The sequence below is a fragment of the Xenorhabdus sp. Sc-CR9 genome (genome assembly GCF_963897815.1).
In the GTDB taxonomy this organism is placed as follows: Bacteria; Pseudomonadota; Gammaproteobacteria; order Enterobacterales; family Enterobacteriaceae; genus Xenorhabdus.
The window spans coordinates 13,538-38,733 of record NZ_CAWQTY010000166.1 but is presented as its reverse complement, the minus strand read 5'-3'; the positions used below and the strand labels follow the sequence as shown (position 1 = coordinate 38,733).

Annotated in this window: 10 protein-coding genes; 4 read left to right on the top strand and 6 right to left on the bottom strand. The window is 45.3% G+C overall.

What is annotated here, in order from left to right; all coding sequences use genetic code 11:
* Nucleotides 1-109: 109 nt before the first annotated feature.
* The 6 genes from AACQ81_RS08165 to AACQ81_RS08140 form a co-directional block, all read right to left on the bottom strand.
* The gene (locus tag AACQ81_RS08165; RefSeq protein WP_237386961.1) at nucleotides 110-1,522 is read right to left on the bottom strand and encodes an amino acid permease; all 1,413 of its coding nucleotides are present in this window, start codon (nucleotides 1,520-1,522) and stop codon (nucleotides 110-112) included.
* A gap of 96 nt (nucleotides 1,523-1,618) precedes the next feature.
* Nucleotides 1,619-2,653 (bottom strand): succinylglutamate desuccinylase, encoded by a 1,035-nt coding sequence (astE, locus tag AACQ81_RS08160; RefSeq protein WP_237386960.1) that lies wholly within the window; start codon nucleotides 2,651-2,653, stop codon nucleotides 1,619-1,621.
* A 12-nt stretch (nucleotides 2,654-2,665) separates the two neighbouring features.
* Nucleotides 2,666-4,009, bottom strand: coding sequence for an N-succinylarginine dihydrolase (gene astB / locus AACQ81_RS08155; RefSeq protein WP_237386959.1), 1,344 nt, complete (start codon nucleotides 4,007-4,009; stop codon nucleotides 2,666-2,668).
* 2 nt (nucleotides 4,010-4,011) lie between these two features.
* The gene (gene astD / locus AACQ81_RS08150) at nucleotides 4,012-5,496 is read right to left on the bottom strand and encodes a succinylglutamate-semialdehyde dehydrogenase (protein WP_237386958.1); all 1,485 of its coding nucleotides are present in this window, start codon (nucleotides 5,494-5,496) and stop codon (nucleotides 4,012-4,014) included.
* Between the two features lie 65 nt (nucleotides 5,497-5,561).
* A complete protein-coding gene (gene astA, locus AACQ81_RS08145) occupies nucleotides 5,562-6,593 on the bottom strand; it encodes an arginine N-succinyltransferase (protein WP_237386957.1) in 1,032 nt (343 codons plus the stop codon).
* 20 nt (nucleotides 6,594-6,613) lie between these two features.
* Nucleotides 6,614-7,825, bottom strand: a complete 1,212-nt coding sequence (locus AACQ81_RS08140) for an aspartate aminotransferase family protein (protein ID WP_237386956.1) — start codon at nucleotides 7,823-7,825, stop codon at nucleotides 6,614-6,616.
* Between the two features lie 964 nt (nucleotides 7,826-8,789).
* Here AACQ81_RS08140 and AACQ81_RS08135 point away from each other — a divergent pair.
* The 4 genes from AACQ81_RS08135 to AACQ81_RS08120 all read left to right on the top strand — a co-directional run bounded on the left by AACQ81_RS08135 (nucleotide 8,790) and on the right by AACQ81_RS08120 (nucleotide 25,192).
* On the top strand, nucleotides 8,790-9,476 hold the full coding sequence (locus AACQ81_RS08135; protein WP_237386955.1) for a hypothetical protein: 687 nt from the start codon (nucleotides 8,790-8,792) through the stop codon (nucleotides 9,474-9,476).
* A 353-nt stretch (nucleotides 9,477-9,829) separates the two neighbouring features.
* A complete protein-coding gene (locus AACQ81_RS08130) occupies nucleotides 9,830-11,455 on the top strand; it encodes a cyclic peptide export ABC transporter (RefSeq protein WP_237386954.1) in 1,626 nt (541 codons plus the stop codon).
* 479 nt (nucleotides 11,456-11,934) lie between these two features.
* The gene (locus AACQ81_RS08125) at nucleotides 11,935-15,174 is read left to right on the top strand and encodes a non-ribosomal peptide synthetase (protein ID WP_237386953.1); all 3,240 of its coding nucleotides are present in this window, start codon (nucleotides 11,935-11,937) and stop codon (nucleotides 15,172-15,174) included.
* A gap of 34 nt (nucleotides 15,175-15,208) precedes the next feature.
* Nucleotides 15,209-25,192, top strand: a complete 9,984-nt coding sequence (locus AACQ81_RS08120; protein WP_237386952.1) for a non-ribosomal peptide synthetase — start codon at nucleotides 15,209-15,211, stop codon at nucleotides 25,190-25,192.
* Nucleotides 25,193-25,196: the final 4 nt, after the last annotated feature.

Genomic DNA, 25,196 nt, shown 5'->3' with positions numbered 1-25,196 from the left:
TTTTAAGTTGCAAATTTATTAACTGCAACTTAAAAGTCATTGGATATAACAATAATCAGGTTTATAAAATTAATCAGGTTTAAAGAAATGATTAAATTTATTTTTCTGTTTATTTCCATTCCGCTTGCTGTTTTTGACGTTTTCTGACTCGCCACAAGATTTCTAATATCACAAACCACACAGGTGTGCCATATAATGCAATACGGGTCTCATAATCAAATATCATAATCACTACCGTGAAAGCAAAAAATATCAACGTACACCATGTCATGGGAATACCCATTGGCATTTTATAAATGGATTTTTTATGTAAATCAGGGCGCTTCTTACGGTAAGCCAGATAAGCAAGCAATATCATGCACCAACTGTAAATGACCATGATAGCGGCGACAGTTGTAACAATAGTGAATAATTTCATCACATCGGGAATGATAAACAGCAGAAATACACCGCTTGCCATGCAGATAACGGAAAATATCAGGCTGAATACAGGAACGGCACTGCTTATCGAAAGTTGCCCGAATTTATAATGAGCCAGTTTCTCTGTAGAGAGGCCATAAAGCATTCGGGTGCAAGCGTATAGACCACTGTTTGCTGAAGACATCGCCGAAGTCAGTGCCACAAAGTTAATCACCGCAGCCGCAGCAGGTAATCCAGCTAATGCAAACAATGTCACAAACGGACTCACTTCCGGTGAAATATGAGGCCAGGAAGTGACAGCAATAATACACATCATGGAAAGTACGTAAAAAATAATGACTCTGATGGGGATGCTGTTGATGGCTTTCGGTAAAATTTTCTCCGGCTCTTTGGTTTCAGCCGTCACAGTACCGACCAGTTCAATCCCCGTAAAAGAAAAAATGGCGATCTGAAAACCAGCAAAAAAACCAAATAAACCATTTGGCAGAAATACTTCAGGTTCCGTCAAATGACGTACAGAAGCTGTCACGCCATTGGGTGAAATCCATCCCACAAACACCATGCCCACGCCAACGATAATCAAGGCAACTATCGCTACCACTTTGATCATGGCAAACCAGAATTCAGTTTCACCAAATAACCGTACAGAGAAAAAATTACAAAAGCACATCAGCCCCAAAACAAACAGTGCCGTTAACCAAAGATAACTGTCCGGGAACCAATACTGGATATAACCGCCACAAACCACAACATCTGCTATGCAACTGACAATCCAACTCATCCAATAGGTCCAGCCCAGAAAATAGCTGGCTTTGTCCCCCAGATAATCTGCTACGAAATCAGCGAATGTCCGGTAATCCAATTTAGTGAGCAACAGTTCTCCCATTGCCCGCATGACCATAAAAGCAAAAAAACCAATCAGCAGATAAGTCAGAATAATTGAAGTTCCTGATACTGCTATGGTTTTCCCCGTCCCCATAAATAAACCAGTACCAATGGCTCCACCAATTGCGATCAATTGAATATGACGTCTACCTAATCCACGGTGGAGTTTTTGCGCACCTGCGGATTGCTCCGCAGATGTTTTTAGTGATCTCGTCATCAAGGACCTCTATGGTTTTATTTTTATATTTTTTTGTCTTTCAAACCGCAGCCTTGTGAACTACGGCCCGAAATCGATTAGGTATATCTGGATTGATTACGTTAATTGCGCCAGCAATAGACCCGCCCGTAACCCAATAGCGACATGGGCATTAGGGAACAGAATAAAATTTGCAGGAGAGGCTATTTTCCAGGACTGATTATGCTGACTGGCAATTTCGAAACCTTCCGCCAAAACGGTAAAGTTTTTCGTATCCTCTGGGATATTCAGCCGGAAGCTATCATGTTGTTTGATAATCGCATCAACCACACGATAACATTTGAGCGCGGGTTTATTCCGTTTAACGACAAATGAACCCGCGACCAAATTCCGTAATGCTTCGGTTATGTTACTGAATCTTGCCAGATCGTTTTGCCCAAAAGGCAATGCCTTGCCTATCTCCAGTGTGCAACTGTCTGCATTGAAATGTTCGCTGGTAAAGTGGCTGAACGTTCCCCCCACTGCGTTATGAAATACCACCGCATCAATATCACTAGCTTCCAGCCCTTGTAAAAAATCAGCGGCATATTCACGTGTTTGGTACGGCAACAGAGCAAATTGCTCATGACAGGAACCTCGAATCGCTGTATGGAGATCAAGGTGCCTGCGTCTCTCTGACGCCATGATTGCGGGCTGGCTAAGGAATTGGTGGACAACTGCTTCCAGCTCTATCGCACGGCGTGTCTCATTCCCTGCCGGAAAATTTTTATGGCGACCGCTAAACATGCGGTTAAGATCATTATCGAGATACCGCAGACCCTCACGCATGGCAGGTAAATTACCGAAGATCAACAGGAGATTATGTCGTAACGGCAGGCTTCCCTGAGCCAGTTGTGACAATAGTTGAAGCAGTATTTCCACAGGCGCAGTTTCATTGCCATGTATTCCGGCTGAAATGATCAGCGTATCGGTATTTTTCTCCTGTGAAAGCGCTTGTGATTGTTTTTCTGGAACCGGTTGTTTTTCTGGAACCGGTTGTTCTTCCGGAAATAACTGTAATACGCCTTCCGCTAACCAGGATGACTTGATACTTGGCGGAAAACACAAGGTATTTTCAATTTTGTTTTCAAGCAATAAATTCAGTAAATCCATCTTATCTCCTGATTAGTGCTGAAAATCATAGATTGAACCGAGTCTGAGGATTTGCGTCAGTTCATCAAGTGCGCTGTAAACTTCATTCAATAGCTGTGGATCAGCCAGATCAGCCGCATACAGAGAATCACGATAATGGCGTTCAATCCATGATGTCAGACGCTGATACAGTATTGGGTTCATCAAAACCGCCTGATTCACTGCTGCCAGCTCTTTTTCGTTCAAGACGACCCGAAGCCGCAGACAAGCAGGCCCTCCCCCGTTGTGCATGCTTTCCCGCAAGTCAAAGAAATGAAGTTTATTGATAGGAGAGTTTCCCCCTGCAATCAACTTTTGCAAATAGGCTGAAACATGATGATTTTGGCGGCACTCTTCCGGTAGAACCAGCATCATGTTGCCGTCGGGTTGACTCAGTAACTGGCTGTTAAAAAGATAGGATTCAACAGCATCCTGAATAGAGACTTGCTCTGTCGGGACTTCAACCGTCATTAATGTGTGTCCAAGCCGGGCCATTTTTTCCCTGAGTTCGATCAATACCGATTGTTGGTTCAGAAAAGCCTGCTGGTGATAGAAAAACACATTGCGATTGCTGACTGAGATCACATCGTTATGAAAAACACCACCATCGATGGCAACAGGATTTTGCTGGGCAAATACGGTTCCCGCTTCTTCAAGTTGATGTAAACGAGCAACAGCCTGACTGGCTTCCAACGTCTGCCTGGCGGGATAATGTTTAGGCCCAATGCCGTCCTGCAAGGCTTTGCGACCATAAACAAATAACTGCACACCCGCTTCACTATATTCAGAGCAAAAACGGTTATGATTCGCTGCTCCCTCATCTCCCCAATCTGCATGTTGCGGCAAAGGGTCATGGTGGACAAAACAATCCTGATCCGGAAAAACGGCTTTCAGCGCCCGCGCAGTGGTCGTGCTTTCCAGTGAACGGTGCAGCTTGTTATTCAAGTTGGCCACAGTAAAGTGGACACGCTGGTCAGCACTATCAGCCGAAGGTGATACAGTTGCTGCATTGGCTGTCCACATAGAAGACGCGGAGCTGAGACCGGACAATAACGATGGTGAATATTGTACCGCCTTATTGAGCACTTGTTCGTCATTACCCGTAAACCCTAATTGCCGCAATACAGGAAGATTGGGGCGTTGTTGCGGGGGTAAAACCCCCTGTACCAGTCCCATATCAGACAGCGCTTTCATTTTCATCAATCCCTGAAGTGCGGCTTTGCGGGGATTGGATTCCTGCCCCTTATGATTCATGGCAGCTTCATTGCCTGTCGACAGCCCAGCGTAATTGTGAGTCATCCCCACCAGACCATCAAAATTTGCTTCAATTCCCGACATAATCACCTCTGACATCCTAAAAAACCCAGTCCCGGCGCCGGCGTTTCAGGTAACACCACATTGTCAGCCGTCAGGGAAGCCATCGGCCAGGCGCAATAATCCGCCGCATAATAGGCACTGGGGCGGTGATTCCCCGATGCACCGATGCCACCAAAAGGTGCCTTGCTGGATGCCCCTGTTAACGGCTTATTCCAATTCACGATCCCCGCCCTCGCCTCCTGCAATAACTTCTTGAACAGGCTGGCATCAGGAGAAATCAGGCCGGTGGCCAGCCCAAACCGCGTATCATTCGCAATGGAAATGGCTTCGTCGAAAGTGTCGTAACGTCTTAATGTCAGTAAGGGACCAAAATATTCTTCATCAGGAACACTTTTGGCATTTGTCAGATCAATGATGCCCGGTGTCATAAAGGTTGAATGAGGATCGGGCTGAGTCAGGGGAAGTCGTGCAATTCCCCCCGTTGCCAACAATTTCGCCTGAGCTTCCAGCAGGTTTCCCACCGCTGCCAAAGAAATTACACCTCCCATAAAAGGCTGTGACTCGGCATCCCAATGGGCTGGAACAATCTGACTTGCGGCATCAAGTAACCGTTGGATCAGCGCATCACCTTTTTCCCCCTGTTTTACCAGTAACCGGCGGGCACAAGTACAGCGTTGTCCTGCGGAAATAAACGCAGATTGAATAATGGTATAAACGGCAGCATCAAGTGAATCATAGTCATCCACAATCAAGGCATTGTTACCGCCCATCTCCAGCGCCAACATTTTTTCTGGTTGACCCGCCAGTACACGATGGAAGTGGAATCCCGTTGCCGCGCTGCCAGTGAACAGCACGCCGTCAATTTCCCGGTTTTCCAGCAATGCACCGCCAGTTTCCTTGCCTCCCTGAACCAAATTCAATACTCCGGCAGGTAACCCCGCCTTTATCCACAATTCCACGGTTTTCTCCGCCGTTACCGGCGTCAGCTCACTGGGTTTAAATACCAGTGTATTACCGGCAATCAATGCCGGAACAATATGCCCGTTAGGTAAATGACCGGGGAAATTATAGGGACCGAAAACCGCCATCACACCGTGGGGACGATGCTGCAATATTGCTTTGCCATCGGGCATAGTCGTTTCGGAATACCCTGTCCGCTGTTCCCATGCTTCAACGGAGATAGCAATTTTACCTACCATCGACTGGACTTCTGTCCGGGTTTCCCACAGTGGTTTGCTGGTTTCCTCACTGATCACACGGGCAATGTTTTCTTTTTCCTGTGTCAGCAAATCAGCAAATGCCTGAATAATTGCAATGCGTTGTTCAACCCCTAACCGGGACCACTCAGGAAATGCTTTGCGGGCTGATTGACAGGCTTCATCCACCTGAGAAGCAGAAGCACCATTTGCCTGCCATAAAACTCGCTGGTCAACAGGAGAATTTTTAATAACGGGCAGACCTTGCCCTGCTATCCATTCTCCGCCAATGTAATTTGCCTGATGATTCATTATGAAAACCCTCAATTGCGAAAGCGCTTTTGTTCTTAAGCGCTTGCTCTTAATTGTGAAAGCGTTTAGGAGAACAGAGAAACAAAACGTACCGAATCGCCATCATCCAGATGGAGTGCCTCCATTTCCTCGGAGGTAAGCCGCAGTTCATCACTATCCTGAGGAGCAGAAAGATGCAGGAGAAGTGCCTTGAAATCCTGAAAATGCAGGTTAGAAACAATGTACGGCAGGCCATCCTGTGATCGGGACACATTCTCGCTTCTTTTAACATGTACAAGCCGGCTGGCTTTGATTGTGCGCACATTATCTATCTCTGCATCCAGAATGGCGCCAGCATCAAAAATATCCACCGCCTCGTGGTAAGCAAACCCCTCTTTTTCCAGAATGGCGCGCGCAGGCAAAGTATTTTCATGCACTTGTCCGATGGCTTGGCGCGCTTCTTCTGGCAACAAAGGGACATAAATTGGATGGAATGGCATCAGCTCTGCAATAAATGTTTTGGAGCCAAGCACTGTCAAATAATCGGCTTCGGCGAAAGGTACATTAAAAAAGTGATGCCCGAGTGCATTCCAGAAGGGAGATTCACCTTGCTGATCCACGACCCCGCGCATTTCCGCAAAAATATGTTTTGAGAACAGGTGTCTGAACGCAGCAATGAACAGAAAGCGGCTTCGGGAAAGAAAAACACCATTGCTCCCCCCATGATAATCAGGGTCAAGGAACAGCGTACACAGTTCACTGCATCCAGTATAATCTTGCCCGACTATCAGCGTTTCAAATGTGTTGTAAATGCCTAACTCACGGGAGGAACGTACTGATCTTTGTACGCGGAAATTGTAAAAAGGCTCTTCCAGCCCGACCGCAACTTCCAGCGCACTAACACCAACAACACGATGCTTTTCCGTGTCTTCCAAGGTAAATAAAAAACCTTGTTGTGCCCGCCCCTTTGCATCGTTGAAAGAATCAATGCTGCGTGAAATCCGTGCCGCCAGATATTCCTGATTATTCGGTAACGTCGTCAGGCCAACGCCAGCACGGGACGAAAGATTGAGGATATCCCCTAAATCTTCATGTTGAACGGATCTAAATAGCATCATGGTATCACCTCAAATCGGCTTTATTCCTGAACAAATCGCTTGAGGGCGTTTTCAAGGCGGATGAAACCGTCATTGATATCCTGCGGTTCAATATTTAACGCAGGAGCAAAACGCAACACATCAGGGCCGGCAATCAGGGCAATTAATCCCTCCTCCGCAGCGATATTGGTCAGGGTTTTCGCCTTGCCCTGATATTTTTCATTTAGCTCAGCCCCCAGCAATAACCCTTTACCGCGGAATTCACTGAAGATTTGATAACGTTGATTAAGTTCGGACATCCGACGGATAAACTCATGGTGGCGCTCTTGCACGCCAGCCAGAAATGCCGGCTGATTCACCAGCTCAATCACTTTATTGGCAACGGCTGCCGCCAGCGGGTTTCCGCCGAATGTTGTGCCGTGAGAACCCGGCTGGAATGCTTCTGCGATATACTGCCTGACTAACATCGCGCCAACCGGGAAGCCGCCGCCAAGCCCTTTGGCAGTAGTCAGAATATCGGGTTCTACACCAGTTTCCTCATAAGCATACAAGTAACCGGTACGTCCGATGCCTGTTTGAATTTCATCAAAAATCAGCACTGCCTGATGTTGATCGCACAATTCACGCAATGCTTTCAAAAAGGCAGGGTCAGCAGGGATCACACCACCTTCACCGATAATAGGCTCAACAATCACGGCACAGGTGTTTTCTGAAATATGTGCTTTGATAGCATCAATATCGTTGTATGGAAGGTGGGTAATTTGTTGTGGCAGAGGAGCAAAGTCCTGAGAGTATTTTGGCTGGCCTCCTACCGTTACAGTAAATAATGTTCTACCGTGGAACGAATTTTCGAATGAAATAATTTCGCTTTTATGACTGCCATATTTATCCAAAGCATGTTTTCTGGCAATTTTTAATGCAGCTTCATTTGCCTCCGCACCGGAATTACAGAAAAAAACCTTATCTGCGAATGTATTTTCAACCAGAGCTTTTGCTAATTTTAAAATAGGCTCATTGGTGTAACCATTACCAATATGCCATATGTTTTCCATTTGAAATATTAATGTATTTTTTAATTCATCATTGGCATGACCTAATGAATTAACGGCGATTCCGCCTGCAAAATCAACGTACTCTTTCCCATCCTGATCCCATACACGAGAGCCTTTTGCCTTGACCGGAATAAATTTCGCTGGTGAAAAACAGGGAACCATGTACTGGTCAAACCAATTTCTTTGAATCGTGTTCGTCATTAGTTTTTCCTCAAGTAATTAGGATAAAAAATTAAATTCTATATTATTAAATATAATTTTTTATTAATGGATTCATTTGGATTATCTATTCGATGTTTTGATTAGTTTTCAATGATACTTTTGCAATAAACTCTCTTGTAATATCTTTTTTATCTTTTTTGATTGGTAATTAACCTCATAATCTCTTTGAGTTTTAACAAAGTCAATACAATAAAATCACAATTAATTTACTTTATGATGTTTTTCACAATTTATAAAAATGACTCTATTTTCAATTTATGCATCGTTTATGCATAAAAAGATAAATATAAGCAGATGCAGAACAGAAGCCAACCGAAATGAAGTGATTTTGTTCAATAGTTATTCATAAATCATGACCATAAGTTATGGTCATGATCCAAAAAATATGTTTGCAATTAACAATTTTTACTCTGGACATCTATAATATTATTTAAAATCAAAAGATTAAATAAAATGATACCAAAAATAACTATCAGAGAACTGTTTTTTCTTACCGGATACAGTAACTGTTGAAAGGTGTGCTGGTTTCAAGCAGGCGATCTTATCAGCGATATTTTTTACACACATGCCAGGTATCACATTGTTCGTGAAAAGTACTTCAATAATATTATCTGGTGTGTTAAGTCAGTAGATTAACTGTACGTTAATATACACATCGTCTTTCAAGTGCAGTTTTGTTGGCTACGTTCATTTCCCTCAGTCAACACCCTGATTCAATAAAATTGAACAATTATGGCATTTCTATATTCCTCTTACTGAGAGGAGTAAGCAAGTGCCCTAACATTCTGAATGCTTATTTATTTGTTGAAACATTATTGAATACAGTTTTTTCTCAACCCACAAAACAATAGTAGAGAGTGAAAAAATAGATAAATTAAAGTTATAAAATTTTATTTTAAAAAATTACATTAATGTATTTTACATTATTATTGGAAGGTACATCATGATACTTAAATCAAAATTTTTCAGCATATTAGACTCAGGAATAGAAGGGTCACTGACTCGGCCCGCTTGCTATGGTTCAAGCCCAGAAGTGGCACCAAGCACATTTAATGTTAAAGATTACATCACTATCAGAGAAGTTGGACATCAAGATGCTATATATTGTGTTAACAAAATAAGAACGAATATCATTAATGGTGATTGGCTTATAGAGCCGAAACAAACGGAAGAGTTAAATAAAGATCAGAAAAATTGGTATTCACGAGGTAAAATGACCTACAGATTACTTTGTGATATGAATGATATTATATACAGTAACTTTGACAGCATTTCAAATACAATAAATCATTATTTTTATGTTATGTTTTATCAAGAAACACCAATTGGTACATTGATGCTCAGCAATGATTTTTTAAGAATCACAGAGCCGGCCAAAATTCAGGATTTCATTATGCATATCGGTATAAGACGCTGTGGTATATTACTGATAGAGTATGCAGTAAATAAATCAAACGAACTAGGTAAAAATGGAAATATCCAATTGACACCAGCACCTAATGCCAGAGATGTTTACCATGAATATGGTTTTAATTTTCAAGAAGGCCATATGTTATTAGAACCTAATCAAAATGAAAAATGGGAGTTTCGTAATGAAAAGTATTATTTTAGGGCAGGTTGTAATTACTGATTGCCTGATTTTTTCATTGGGTACTTCCTGTCATTCAATTTAATTACACCCAATGTATACCCATTGGTTTTCAAGCTGAAGTTTAAAAGACGAAGTATATATTTATTATCTTACACTAAAATATAAAGTGGCTATCCAGCCACTTTATTATACCTAAGATAATTTATCTACTTAATTTAAGTAAGTTATCATTTGCATTAGAAAATAATTTTAATTGAAATTATATTTATTAATATTGCTGTGCTATAAATCACGCTTGCAGTTTGATAAGAAAAAAACAACCATAGTGGATTGTGTAGACAGATATATGAATTTTCATATTAATTATAACCTTTGACAATGGCTTGTTTTTTATGACTCTAATAGCTTATTTATATCGTCAATCTTGGGTATTACTGCTGGTATCGACAATAAGCGCATTAATTAGTGGGTTTGCCGGTGCTTCTATAGTTGGCATGATCAGCCAAGGTGTTACAGAACAGATCAACCTAACTATGTTTCTTTTAGGCTTTTTTGGTATGTGTTTTATATTTTTTATTACTAAAACAGTATCAGAAATCACATTATCTCATTTAGCACAATCTACGATTTATTCATTGCGTCTGAGTTTGAGTAGTAAAATTCTACGTGCCCCACTAAAAAAACTGCATAAACTCGGACGACACGGCTTATTGGCAGTTTTAACTAAAGATGTCGATGTATTTGTACACTCCTTTATGCTGGCACCCAGCGTTTTTGGTAATGTCACCTTAATCTTGGCCTGCTTTAGTTATTTAGCCTGGATATCCTGGGAACTGTTTGTCATTTTGGCTATATTAAGCCTTATCTCAATGTATCTGTTTTATATATGGGAAAAATATCCATTACACCTGATGACATTAATGCGTGATCAAGTGGATAAGATATACCTTAATTTCCAAAGCCTGATTGATGGAAGCAAAGAACTACAACTCAATAAACAGAAAGGCAGTCTTTTTATCGATAAAGTTATCGCACCAGCAGCTAAGGTATTCCAAGAGATCTGTATCAAAGCGAATTCCAACTATGCATGGGTCATAAATGCCAGTTCCGTCACATTCTATGTCACCATTGGCATCATCGTTTTTGTCGTTCCTATTTGGCTTCCTCAAGAGCCATCAACGCTTTTTACTGTCTCATTACTTGTTCTCTTCTTATCAGGTCCCATCAGTGAAGTGATTGGGGCAATCCCTGAATTAAGAGAAGCAGAAGTTTCATTGAATAAAATGCGCCGTCTTGACGATGAGTTAGAAGAAGCTATGTCCGTGCAAACTGAAAGTTCTAATCCATTCTATAACCAACACTCAATGGAACTTGAGCTGAAAGATGTCGTCCACCATTACACGACGGATAAAGAGGATCGACAGTTTGCACTCGGCCCATTGAGTCTGAAAATATCGCAAGGTGAAATTGTTTTTATTGTCGGTGGTAATGGCAGCGGTAAAACAACACTCGCGATGTTACTTATCGGTTTGTTTGAACAAGAGTCCGGTTTTATTTCGCTAAATGGTGTACAGGTAACACCAGCTAACAATGAGCATTATCGTCAATTCTTTTCTGCTGTTTTTTCCGATTATCATTTATTCGAGCAATTGCTCAATAGTGATTCGGACGTTACCGAAAAAGCGACACATTATATTGAAGCATTAAACATGGGGCACAAAGTTAAAATCGTTGATGGTGGTTTTTCCACAACCAATCTTTCGGCAGGTCAACGGAAACGGCTGGCTTTAGTCTCGGCTTATCTGGAAGATCGTCCTATTTATCTGTTTGATGAATGGGCCGCAGACCAAGATCCCGTATTTAAACGTTTATTCTATACTGAATTGCTGCCTGAATTAAAAGCCAATGGTAAAACTGTCATCATTATCAGTCATGATGATGCTTACTTTGATGTTGCCGACCGTATTATTAAATTGGAAGATGGTAATATTAAAGAAATAAGCAATAAAATCCATTAATCCATTTGAAAATAAAATTAAGTGAAGCTCATCACAAAGAGCCTAATAATATAGGCTCTTATTTCACTTTCTATATCCAATGAATTTTGAGTTAAAACATGAAGGGAAAATCACCAGATCTAATAAAACTTAATACATAACACCCATAATAAAATTAGATGCGTTAGAAAAACATTATTAGAAATGTGGAATAAAATAATTTAATGTAAAATCATCTAATATCGTACAGAACCCAATTCCTTTCTGAACTGAAAAGGAGTTGGGAAACACATTTAAAATAAGACTGTTCTTTTTTATTAGAATGGTCAGGTATTTTTATGTCGTTTGTTCTGGGTGTGCCAAAACTCCTTACTAACAGAAATAGATTATAAATCTATTTCGGAGAGTTATTTTTATTAGTTTAACTTCAAGTGTGATTTTTTGTTTTATCAGTTCTCATGTTTTTATTTTTAATATACCCATAAAAAGGGAGCTATAGAATGAATTACCCTGAAAAATTGAAATCATTTCCTTTATCGGAAGCGCAAAGTAGTCGCTGGTTTCAATATCAAATTGACCCTGACAAACGTGGTCAGAATAATAGTGCATTTTGTGTTCGCATTAAAGGCTTGACAGCCAAACGATTAGAAGAAGCTCTCAATAAATTGGTGCAAAGACACCCTCTGCTACGGGCCAGTTTTGGACTCCATAATGGTGAACTGGGCTATTGCATAGCAGACAGTTGTAAAATCACACTTGCAGTACATGATGCACAAAACCTCAGTGAAGAAACGCTTCAGCAATGTGTTCAGGACGACTGCTGGCATGTATTTGATTTGTCATATCCACTACGGGTTTATGCCAGTTGGTATCAATACAATCAGCAAGAAAGCGTAATGGTGCTGACATTTGATCATCTGGCCGTTGATGGCTGGTCTTATTGGGTATTGCTGGATGAACTTGATGCTCTGCTGTCTGAAAAACCTTTAGATCCTGTATCAGAACATAGCTTTAACGATTATGTGAAATGGCAACAGCAATGGTTAAAAAGTGCCGGAGCCAAAAAGCAACAACAATTCTGGCAAAATAAATTAGCCGGCAATTTAGCGGTTTCACAATGGCCCCCTAAAAACTGTACCAAACCCGCCACAGGGAAAACTTCTTTATATAAGAAAATCCCCCAATCCTTGGCAAAGAAATTGCAGGCGCTGGCACCAAAATATGACAACAGCTTGTTCGCCATCTTTCTCGCCGCCTATCAAGTTCTCCTGAATCGTTATACTGAACAGGATGACATTATTATCGGCTCTATTATGCCGGGCCGAGGCCGCGCTCGTTGGGGAAAATTGGTCGGTGAATTCATCAACCCCGTCGCCCTGCGCTGCCAAATCAACGATGAAATGTCAGTACAAGAACATATTGCACAGGCCACAAGAACCATCCGGCGAGGTATTGAGAACCAGAAATATCCGTTCTCCAAGGTACTGGAACAACTGCAATTACAGCGTAATACTGAAGTTCACCCTGTTTTCCAGACAGTGATGATTTTTCAAAAGACCAGATACGTTGATGACCTGCCCGCACTTTGGATGGCAGAAGATAACACAGTGACGGTGCATTGGGGCAACGCAGAATTACAGCCTTTCCCTTATCCTTACTACGCGGATGTACCCGTTCCATTGATGGTCAATATTCTGGAAGTCGATAATCAAATCCGTTATGCCTTTCATTACGATACCGCAGTATTTGATGCTGACTTCATTTCCCAGCTCATGCAGAACCTCTTGAATCTGTTAACGGCAATGGCGGATGACGAACAGCAAGCGGTTAATCGTTTGCTATTGATGGATGAGCAGGAACGCCAGCAAATTCTTCGTGGTTTTAATGACACCTATAAGCCTTTTCCGCAGAATATGTTGATCCACCAATTTGTTGAACAGCAAGCGGAATGTACTCCTGATGCAATTGCTCTGAGTTTTGACAATGAACAACTCAGCTACAGGGAATTGAACCAACGCGCCAACCAACTCGCCCATGCTCTTGTCGGTGCGGGAATTCACCCGGATGATCGCGTTGCCATTTGTATGGAACGCAGTCTGGATATGGTTATTGGCCTGCTGGGTATTTTAAAATCCGGTGCGGCTTATGTACCACTCGACCCAGAATATCCGGCTGACAGACTTGCTTATATCCTGTCAGACAGTGAGCCAGTGATCCTGCTGACCCATCACGGCTTGCAAGAGCAATTGCCTGCAACCGAGATTCCTGTCTGGATTTTGGATAATCCAACTGTTCAGGCCAATATCACCAGCGAATTAATCAATAATTTAGATGCTTCCCATTTAGGGCTGACATCCCGTCATTTGGCCTATGTGCTCTATACCTCGGGTTCTACAGGTCAACCCAAGGGGGTCATGAATGAGCATCGGGGTGTTGTAAACCGTTTGCTGTGGGCACAGGATACCTATCAATTATCCCCTCAGGATCGGGTTTTGCAGAAAACCCCATTCAGTTTTGATGTATCCGTCTGGGAGTTTTTCCTGCCCCTGATGTTCGGTGCTCAATTAGTGATGGCGCGTCCGGGAGGACATAAAGAGCCTTATTACTTATTGGAAGAAATAGAAAAACGCGGTATCACTACGCTCCATTTCGTGCCTTCCATGCTACAGAGTTTTCTCTATTACATCCCTGCCAAGCGCTGCTCTTCCCTGCGCCAGATTTTATGCAGCGGAGAAGCACTTCCTTATGCTTTGCAGCAGCAATGTCTGTCCCATTTTCCTCATAGTGAACTACATAACTTATATGGGCCAACCGAAGCTGCCATTGATGTCACCGCTTGGCAATGCGTTCCGGATCGCCATATCGGACAAGTACCGATTGGACACCCTATTTCCAATATTCAGATTTATATTCTCGATACACACGGGGAACCGGTTCCGGTAGGAATCGCTGGTGAAATTCATATCGGCGGGGTCGGTGTCGCCCGTGGCTACCTGAATTTACCTGAATTGACCGCAGAACGCTTCGTTGCCGATCCATTCAGTACCGATCCTGATGCCCGCCTGTATAAAACTGGTGATTTGGGACGCTGGTTACCTGATGGCAGCATCGCCTATCTGGGACGTAATGATTTTCAGGTCAAAATTCGCGGATTACGTATTGAGCTGGGTGAAATTGAGACCAGGCTGACCCAATGCACCGGCATTCGTGACGCTGTGGTCATTGCCCGTGAAAATGAAACGGGAGACAAGCGACTGATCGCCTATCTGATCCCCGATAAAGATACTACACCCAGTATTTCTCAACTGCGCGAGCAGTTAAGCAAGGATCTCGCTGATTACATGATACCGAGCGCATTTGTCATGATGGAAGCTTTCCCTCTTTCTCCGAATGGCAAACTCGATCGCAAGGCATTGCCTACTCCCGATCACTCAGCCATGTCAACCCAGGAATATGTGGCACCGGAAGGCGAAACCGAGGAGCAATTGGCAGCTATTTGGCAATCATTGCTGGGACTAGACCGGATAAGTCGCTATGACAATTTCTTCGAACTTGGTGGTCATTCATTGTTGGTTCTACAACTACAGTCGCAGATCAAGAAAACATTTGATGTTGGCTTATCCATTCATCAGCTGTTTTCACACCCGACTCTTTGTCAGCTTGAAGAATGCATTATCAACTCTCTATTAGAGCAATTTGATTCAGCGTCTCTGCAAGACATTTATAAATCAATGAATTAGGTCTTACTTTATTTGTTTTAAATGGTGATAAAAAATGAACAATAATGAGCTCTCATCTCTACCATTAGCTGAACGCAGAAGACTACTTGAGTTAGCCAAATTAGCAAAACTAACCCGCCAGCCGACTCAAAAAACAGAAATCATGACTCAGGCTCGCAGTAATGGCGTGCCCTTATCCTGGGCACAGCAACGCTTATGGTTCCTCGCTCAATTAGATCCGGCAGCACAGGCAGCGTACCATATGTCGGCAGGTCTTAACCTGCAAGGCAAGCTGAATTTAAATGCCCTGCAAGCCGCCTTGAATCGCATCGTCGCACGCCATGAGATTTTGCGTACGACTATTGCTATGGTAGATGATGAAGCACAGCAAATCATCGGTAACCCAGACTGTGGGTTTTCCCTGAAACAAGAAGATCTGAGTCAACTTTCTTCAGAAAAACCGGCCCCAGAACAGCAAAAGGCGATTGAGACAGCAGCTTATCTTGAGGCAAACCATCCTTTTGATTTTGTTAATGGCCCACTGGTACGGGGACGATTGCTGAAACTGGCAGAAGATAAGCATATTCTGCTGTTGACCCAACATCACATTATCTCCGATGGTTGGTCAGTCAGCATACTGATGAATGAACTGTCCACGCTTTATCACGCATTCAGCCAAGGGCAGACAGATCCAATGCCTGATCTGACTATCCAGTATGCTGACTATGTTCTCTGGCAACAAAAATGGCTACAGGGCGAGGTGCTGGAAAAACAGGTCAATTTCTGGCGAGACACTTTACAGGATGCTCCCGCCCTTTTGGAATTGCCGACCGACCGGCCACGTCCGGCAAAACAAAGTTATACCGGCGGGCGAGTAAACCTGACTCTGCCACCCACATTACAGGCGGGATTAAAAGATCTCAGCCAACGCCACGGTACGACTTTATTCATGACGTTATTGGCCGGATGGGCCACTCTGTTATCTCGCGTCAGCGGTCAAGACGATATTGTGATCGGTACTCCTGTCGCCAATCGCCAACAACCAGAATTAGCCTCTTTAATCGGCTTGTTTGTCAATACGTTGGCCCTGCGGGTGCAGTTGCACCATAACCCCACCGTCAGTGAACTGCTGGCACAAGTGAAAGAACAGGCAATCAATGCTTATGCCCATCAAGACCTGCCCTTCGAACAACTGGTCGAAACCCTGCAACCATCACGCAGTTTGAGCCATAGCCCAATCTTTCAGGTTATGTTGGCAACAAATAATACGCCGGGACAACGGCATTTTGAGTTACCCGGATTGATACTGGATGAACGGCCGTTAATCAGAGACAGCTCTTATTTTGACCTGACATTGAGCCTTGATGAGACTGAAGAAGGTTTAGTGGGCGATCTGGAATATGCCAGTGATTTGTTTGACCATACCACGATTGAGCGCATGGCGGGTCACTTATACACCTTACTGGCGGCAATGGTAGAAAATGACACTCAACGAGTAGCTGAACTGCCGTTGATGGAGCCACAACAGCGCAAACAATTACTGGTGGATTTTAACAACACGGAACGGGTTTATTCTCAGGATAAACTGATCCACCAGCTGTTTGAACAACAGGCAGAATCAAGACCTGACGCTATCGCACTGGTGTACCAAGATACCCAACTGACTTATTCGGAACTGAACCAACACGCCAACCAACTGGCTCACAGCCTGATAGCATCTGGCATACGACCAGACGATCGCATAGCTCTGTGTGTTGATCGCAGTCTGGATATGATCATTGGCATGTTCGGCATTCTCAAAGCCGGAGCGGGTTATGTTCCATTAGATCCAGAATACCCCGCCGAACGACTGGCTTATCAATTATCAGACAGCACACCGAAGTTACTGCTGACCCAACAGCACTTGCAGGCTAATTTACCGATTGCGGACGTTCCGGTCTGGTTATTGGATGATCAAAATCACCAGGATACTCTGGCACAACAGCCGATCCATAATCCTGATGCCAGTCAACTGGGTCTTTTGCCACACCATCTGGCCTATGTCATCTATACCTCTGGTTCAACCGGTCTGCCCAAAGGGGTCATGCTGGAACACCGCAATGTGATCAGCTTTATTCATGCCCAACACCTGATCAGCCAGCCTCAGCCAGAAGATCACATACTGCAATTTGCAACAATGGCATTTGACACCTCCGTGTCTGATATTTTCCCAACACTGGCAGCGGGAGCGACTCTGATTCTGCGCCCTGCCCATATCCGCGTACCGGATACAGCATTTATCGATTTTTTGAATCAGCACCAGATCACCATTATAGATGTACCAACCGCTTTCTGGCACCAGTGGGTACAAGAGATGAAAGCGGGCCGGACTGGTTTCAGCCTCTATCTGAATGCCGTGATTGTTGGCGGAGAGAAAGCAGAATATCGCCACCTGGTGGATTGGCAATCATTGCCGGATACTCAGTTCTGCCACTGGATCAATTCCTACGGCCCAACTGAAACCACGGTTACAGCAACAAACCTGATTCTGAATGGAGAAGATTCGTATCACATCACCGGCTCTGTTCCGATTGGTCATCCAAACGCCAATAGCAAAATTTATATTTTGGATACCTATGGTCAGCCAGTCCCTATCGGTGTCAGCGGAGAAATTCACATTGGCGGTGCGGGGGTTGCCCGTGGTTATCTGCATCGGCCGGAGCTGACAGCAGAACGCTTCGTACTCGACCCATTCAGCAAATACCCCGATGCCCGCATGTATAAAAGCGGTGATTTGGGCCGCTGGTTGCCAAACGGCACCATCGAATATCTGGGACGCAATGATTTTCAGGTCAAAATACGTGGTTTTCGTATTGAACCAGGCGAAATAGAAGCACAACTGGCGGCCTGTGAAGGTGTCAAGGATGCCGTGGTGATTGTCCGCGAAGAAGCGACGGGTGATAAACGTCTGGTAGCCTACCTCATACCACAACCTGATGTGACACTGAAACCCGCGCAACTACGTGAACAACTAAGCACCTACCTGGCGGAGTACATGATCCCCAACGCATTTGTCATGCTGGACACGTTCCCGCTGACCGGAAGCGGCAAACTGGATCGCAAAGCCTTGCCTGAACCTGATCGCACTGCCATTGCCAGCCGGGAATATGAAGCACCTCAAGGTGAAACCGAACAGAAAATGGCAGAAGTCTGGCAATCCCTGCTGGGACTGGAGCAGGTGGGACGTCATGACAACTTCTTTGAATTGGGCGGACACTCTTTACTGACAGTGCAGATGGCTTCCCGTTTACGTCAGGCACTCAATATTAAAGTTGATTTACAGGATCTGTTCACTCATCCAATTCTGGCGGATTTGGCTCAATCATTAAATACAACTAACCCGCCGGCACAGCAATTAGCACAACAAACAATATCACCGGCCAACCGGCAGCAGGTTATTCCGCTATCCTGGGCCCAACAACGCCTATGGTTCCTGGCTCAGTTAGATGCTGCCGCCCAGACGGCATACCACATTTCCGGCGGTTTGCGTCTGAAAGGTAACCTGAGCCAGAGTGCCCTGCAAGCGACACTGGACAGAATCATTGCCCGTCATGAAATTTTGCGTACGACGATAAAAATGACAGATGGTGTCGCTCAGCAAATCATTGCGGAAGCTGATTGCGGTTTTAATTTAACGTTCAAAGATCTCAGCCGGTTCACTGATGCAGAAAAACAAACTGCCATTGATGAAGCCGCACAGTTTGAAAGCAACCATCCTTTTGACTTTGAAACTGACCCATTAATTCGCGGTCAACTACTGAAACTCGCAGAAGACGAACATGTGATGTTATTAACCCAGCACCACATGATTTCAGATGGCTGGTCACTGAATGTCCTGATGTATGAGCTGACTACCCTTTATCGTGCTTTCCATCAGGGGCAGCCTGATCCTCTGCCGGTGCTGAAACTCCAGTATGCTGACTATGCCCTTTGGCAGCGTCAGTGGTTACAGGGCGAAGTACTGGAAAGACAAGTGAATTTCTGGCGTGATGCACTGCAAGGAGCGCCAGCTTTATTGGAATTGCCTACAGACAAAGCACGTCCTGCGGTGCAGAGCTATCGTGGGGATCAGGTGGCGTTTACCCTCTCCCCTGAGTTGAGTGATGGCCTAAAAACACTGAGCCAGCGCCATAGCTCCACCCTATTTATGACATTACTGGCAGCTTGGTCAATCTTGCTTTCCCGCATTAGTGATCAACAGGATATTGTTATTGGGACACCTGTCGCTAACCGACAGCACAGTGAATTAGAACCCTTGATCGGTTTCTTCGCCAATACGCTGGCACTCAGGGTTAAATTGGAAGACAACCCCACAATCAGCTCATTATTGGCACAAGTGAAAGCCCATGCACTGGAAGCCTATGTCCATCAGGATCTGCCCTTCGAGCAACTGGTTGAAACCCTGCAACCACCACGCAGCCTGAGCCACAGTCCGATTTTTCAGGTCATGCTCGCGCTGGATAACACACCAATACAGCAATCGCTTGAGTTATCGGATTTAACGCTGGATGAACTGCCTTCTACCCGCCAAAGTACCCATTTTGATCTGTCACTTTCCATGAATGATACCGAAAATGGATTAGCCGGCGAACTGGAATATGCCAGCGATCTGTTTGATCGTACCAGCATTGAGCGCCTTGCCAGTTATCTGCAAACCCTGCTGGCAGCGATGGTCGAAGATGATTCACTGAAAGTGGAAGACCTGCCACTGCTGCAACCACAACAGCGCAACCAGTTATTGGTGGAGTTCAACGATACTGCGCTGAGTTATCCGCAAGATAAGTTGATTCATCAACTGTTCGAGCAACAAGTGGAACAGACCCCTGATGCGATTGCGCTTATCTTTGGTGACAGCCAACTGAGTTACGCCGAACTCAACCACCATGCCAACCAACTGGCGCATTACCTGATAGCCTCAGGTGTCCGTCCTGATGACCGTATTGCTATCTGTGTTGATCGCAGTCCGGACATGATCATTGGCATGTACGGTATTCTCAAGGCCGGAGCGGGTTATATCCCCCTTGATCCAGAATACCCTGCTGAGCGTCTGGCCTATCAGTTGTCAGACAGTAAACCTGCATTATTGCTGACTCAGCAACATTTGCAGACTCGCTTGCCGATACAAGGGATACCCGTCCTGTTGCTGGATGATGCAAACCATCGCAATACCGTGGCACAACAACCCAGCCATAATCCTGATGTCCGCCACATGGGGCTTCATCCGCACCATCTGGCTTATATTATCTATACCTCCGGTTCGACCGGACAGCCCAAAGGCGTGATGCTGGAACATCGCAATGTAGTGAACTTTATCCACGCGCAACATAAAACCAGCGAACCCAAAGCGGGGGATCGTATCCTGCAATTTGCCACTGTGGCATTTGATACATCAGTCTCTGATATTTTCCCGACTCTTGCATCCGGTGCCACATTGGTTCTGCGTCCGCCCCATATCAGAATACCGGATATGACATTTGTCTCATTCTTGCGCGAGCAGAAAATCACCATCATGGATATGCCAACCGCGTTCTGGCATCACTGGGTACAGGAGATGACGGAAGGCCGCAGTGGTTTCAGTCCTTACCTGCGCACCATTATTGTTGGTGGCGAGAAAGCGGAGTACCGCCACTTAATGAATTGGTTGTCGAATCCAGAAACGCAATCCTGCCGCTGGATCAACTCCTATGGCCCGACTGAAACAACCGTCATTGCCACCACCCTGAAATTGGATAACAAAGAATCTGTTTCTTTCGAAAACACAATTCCAATTGGTTATCCGTTGCCTAATAGCTGCATTTATATTTTGGATACGCATGGTCAGCCAGTTCCCATCGGGGTAAGCGGAGAAATCCATATTGGCGGCGCAGGGGTTGCCCGTGGCTATCTGAACCAACCAGATTTAACAGAAGAGAAATTCGTTTCCGATCCATTCAGCAAGCAACCGGATGCCCGTATGTATAAAACGGGGGATTTAGGACGCTGGCTGCCCAATGGCACCATTGAATATCTGGGACGCAATGACTTTCAGGTCAAGATACGCGGTTTCCGTATTGAATTGGGCGAGATTGAAACCCAGTTGGCGGCTTGTGAAGGCATCAGTGATGCTGTGGTGATTGCCCGTGAAGAAGGCATGGGTGATAAGCGTCTGGTTGCCTATTTAATCCCACAATCAGGGGTCACTCTCAGCCCGTCCCACTTGCGTGAGCAACTGAGCACCAGCCTGATGGAACATATGCTCCCCAGTGCGTTTGTCATGCTGGATGCTTTCCCCCTCTCCGCCAACGGAAAACTGGATCGCAAAGCACTGCCGGCACCGGATCGCACAGCCATCGTCAGCCGCGAATACGAAGCGCCACAAGGTGAAACCGAACAACAACTGGCTGTGGTCTGGCAATCCCTGCTGGGGCTGGAACAGGTGGGACGCCATGACAATTTCTTTGAGCTGGGTGGACATTCGCTGCTGGTGGTCAATCTGATCGAAGAACTGCGTCAGCTTAACCTGTCCCTTGAAGTCAGTGCCGTCTTCTCTGCGCCAACACTTGCAGCCATGAGTTCCCGCTTAAATCAGAATACTGTTCAGGGTGTCACCTTACTGACTGTTCCGCCGAATCTGATCAGTGAAAATAGTCAGTCCATTACGCCAGACATGCTGCCACTGGTGGAATTGACGCAAGACCAGATTGACAGCGTAGTTAATCTCGTGCCGGAGGGTGTCACAAATATTCAGGATATTTATCCTCTGGGACCTTTGCAGGCAGGCATCCTGTTCCACCATTTGCTGGAAACAGAAGGTGATATTTATCTGGACAGCCAGCTTATGGCTTTTGACAGCCGGACACGCTTGGATAATTTCTTACACGTGTTCCAGCAGGTAATTGATCGGCACGATATCCTGCGCAGCGCTGTCCATTGGCAGGAGCTGCCGGAACCCGTACAAGTGGTCTATCGTCATGCGCCACTGCCAATTACGGAACTCACATTGTCCACGGAAGAAAAGGCTGAGATACAGTTACGCCGCTCTACCGACCCGCGCACAGTAAGGATGGATATCACCAAAGCCCCTCTTCTGGAAGCGCACATTGTTCAAGATCCTGAATCTGGACAATGGTTGCTCTCCTTACTGCATCACCATTTAGTTTGCGATCACGTATCACTGGATATGATCTTCAATGAAGTGAAAGCCCTGTTCTTGGGAGAAGGAGACAGCTTACCCGCCCCGCTGCCTTATCGTAATTTTATCGCTCAAACCCGCAGTGTCCCGCTGGAAGCACATCAGGACTATTTCCGCAAACTGTTGGGCGATGTGGATGAACCTACTCTGCCATTCGGATTGTTGGATGTGCAAAGTGGGAGTCATGAAAGTAGCAACCATGATGAAGGCCAACATAACGAGATAGTGGAAGATGTCATCACGCTTGATAGCGACCTGGCTCACAATCTTCGGGAGTGCGCCCAGAAGCAGGGCATGAGTGTAGCGGTATTGTTCCATGTTGCATGGGCACAAGTACTGGCGAAATGCAGTGGACGGGATGATGTGGTATTCGGCACGGTTCTGCTGGGACGCTTGCAAGGCGGGATTGGCGCGTCACAAGTGCTCGGTATGTTTATCAATACTCTGCCTGTCCGTGTTCAATTACAGACACGCACTGTTCAGCAAGCCGTACAGGAAACCTATCAGCAATTGAGTGAATTACTGGATCACGAACAGGCACCACTGGCAGTCGCCCAGCGTTGCAGTAGTATTCAGGCACCATTGCCATTGTTTAACAGCCTGCTCAATTTCCGCCATAGTCCACATGACGAAATGGAATCGACATCACAGGTCTGGGAAGGCGTGGAAATTCTCAGTGGGGAAGAGCGCAGTAATTATCCGCTGTCGCTGGACGTGGATGATTTTGATGATGGATTCGCCCTCACCGCACAATGCAGTCAACAGATCGATCCGGCTCGCCTGAATGCTTATATGGAAATTGCGCTGAAAGAGATTGTATCTGCATTGCAACATGCACCGGAACACTCAATCGCCGCGATCGAAATCCTGCCTCCGGCAGAGCGCATTCAACTATTGGTGAATTTTAACGACACTGAACAAACCTATCCGCAGGATATGCTGGCTCACCAATTACTTGAGCAACAAGCGGCTCGGACACCTGATGCTCTTGCACTGGTATCTGGTGATACCGAACTGAGTTACTCAGAGCTGAATTACCACGCCAACCAACTGGCACATAGCCTGATTGCCTTCGGCGTGTGCCCTGATGATCACGTGGCTCTGTGTGTTGAACGCAGTCCGGATATGATCATTGCCATGCTGGGGATTCTCAAGGCCGGTGCGAACTATGTTCCGCTCGATCCAGAATATCCCATTGATCGACTGGCCTATCAGTTATCTGACAGCAAGCCGGTATTACTGCTGACCCAGCAGCATTTACAGGCACGCTTACCGCTACAGAATGTGTCCTTCTGGTTACTGGATGATGCCGCCCACCGGAGCAACATGACACAACAGCCGGTGCATAATCCTGACGCCGAACAATTGGGGATTAAACCACACCATCTGGCCTATATCATTTATACCTCCGGCTCAACAGGACAGCCAAAAGGCGTGATGATTGAACACCGCAATGTGGCGGGCTTTATCCATGCTCAGCATCAGATCAGCCAGCCTCAACCGGGAGATCGCATCCTGCAATTTGCAACAGTCGCATTCGATACATCGGTATCCGATATTTTCCCAACACTGACAACCGGTGCAACGCTGGTTCTGCGCCCCGCGCATATTCGTGTACCGGATACGGAATTCGTTGATTATCTGAACCAGCAGAAGATTACTATCATCGATCTGCCGACTGCGTTCTGGCATCACTGGGTACAGGAAATGAAAGCAGGCCGCACCGGTTTCAGCACTTATTTACGTGCAATCATTGTTGGCGGAGAGAAAGCCGAATACCACCATTTGATGGATTGGCAATCGCTTCCAGAGGTTCAGAACTGCCGCTGGATAAATACTTATGGTCCCACTGAGACTACGGTGATAGCCACTCACCTGATCGATAACCGCTCCAATCTAATCAACGGCGTTATTCCGATTGGCTATCCAAACGCCAATACTCAAATCTATATTCTGGACACCCTTGGTCATCCGGCTCCTTTCGGTGTGAGCGGAGAGATCTATATTGCCGGTACAGGTGTTGCCCGGGGTTATCTGAACCAACCAGATTTAACTGCGGAGAAGTTTGTTTCCGATCCATTCAGCAAGCAACCGGATGCCCGCATGTATAAAACGGGTGATTTGGGGCGCTGGCTGCCTGATGGCACCATTGAATATCTGGGACGCAATGATTTTCAGGTCAAAATCCGTGGCTTCCGCATTGAACTGGGCGAAATTGAAACGCAATTGCTGGCCTGCTCCGGTGTCAGGGAAGCGCTGGTTGTGGCTCGTGAAGAAGATAACGGTGATAAGCGACTGGTGGCCTATGTTATTCCGCAACCCGATGTTACACCGGATGTCAATAGCTTGCGTGAACAGCTTAATACCCATCTGGCTGGCTACATGATGCCCAACGCATTTGTCATTCTGGACGCTTTCCCTCTGACTGCAAGTGGAAAAGTCAATCGCAAAGCCCTGCCGGTTCCTGATCGTACTGCCATCGCCAGCCGTGAATACGAAGCGCCCGCAGGAGAAATCGAACAACAGGTTGCCGTCATCCTCCAGACCTTATTGAAATTAGAACAGGTGGGACGCCATGACAGCTTCTTTGATCTGGGTGGAAACTCCTTATCCATTATTCAGCTAATGGCAAGGCTGCGTGATGAATTCCACCTTGAAATATCAATTCCAGACATCTTTGCTCATTCAACACTTTCTGAACTCGCTGCACTTATCGAGTCAAGACAAATTGAAACCTTTTTCGCACCAGAAGATATCGAGTCACTGCAAAAAGAATTGGAGAACTTGTCTGAAGATGAATTGCGTGCCCTGTTAAACGGAGATAATTAATTAA

What these genes read in the sequence shown, in the direction of transcription:
- AACQ81_RS08165 (WP_237386961.1), bottom strand. Translation starts at nt 1,522, where the DNA reads ATGACGAGATCACTAAAAACATCTGCGGAGCAATCCGCAGGTGCGCAA.
- astE (WP_237386960.1), bottom strand. Translation starts at nt 2,653, where the DNA reads ATGGATTTACTGAATTTATTGCTTGAAAACAAAATTGAAAATACCTTG.
- astB (WP_237386959.1), bottom strand. Translation starts at nt 4,009, where the DNA reads ATGTCGGGAATTGAAGCAAATTTTGATGGTCTGGTGGGGATGACTCAC.
- astD (WP_237386958.1), bottom strand. Translation starts at nt 5,496, where the DNA reads ATGAATCATCAGGCAAATTACATTGGCGGAGAATGGATAGCAGGGCAA.
- astA (WP_237386957.1), bottom strand. Translation starts at nt 6,593, where the DNA reads ATGATGCTATTTAGATCCGTTCAACATGAAGATTTAGGGGATATCCTC.
- AACQ81_RS08140 (WP_237386956.1), bottom strand. Translation starts at nt 7,825, where the DNA reads ATGACGAACACGATTCAAAGAAATTGGTTTGACCAGTACATGGTTCCC.
- AACQ81_RS08135 (WP_237386955.1), top strand. Translation starts at nt 8,790, where the DNA reads ATGATACTTAAATCAAAATTTTTCAGCATATTAGACTCAGGAATAGAA.
- AACQ81_RS08130 (WP_237386954.1), top strand. Translation starts at nt 9,830, where the DNA reads ATGACTCTAATAGCTTATTTATATCGTCAATCTTGGGTATTACTGCTG.
- AACQ81_RS08125 (WP_237386953.1), top strand. Translation starts at nt 11,935, where the DNA reads ATGAATTACCCTGAAAAATTGAAATCATTTCCTTTATCGGAAGCGCAA.
- AACQ81_RS08120 (WP_237386952.1), top strand. Translation starts at nt 15,209, where the DNA reads ATGAACAATAATGAGCTCTCATCTCTACCATTAGCTGAACGCAGAAGA.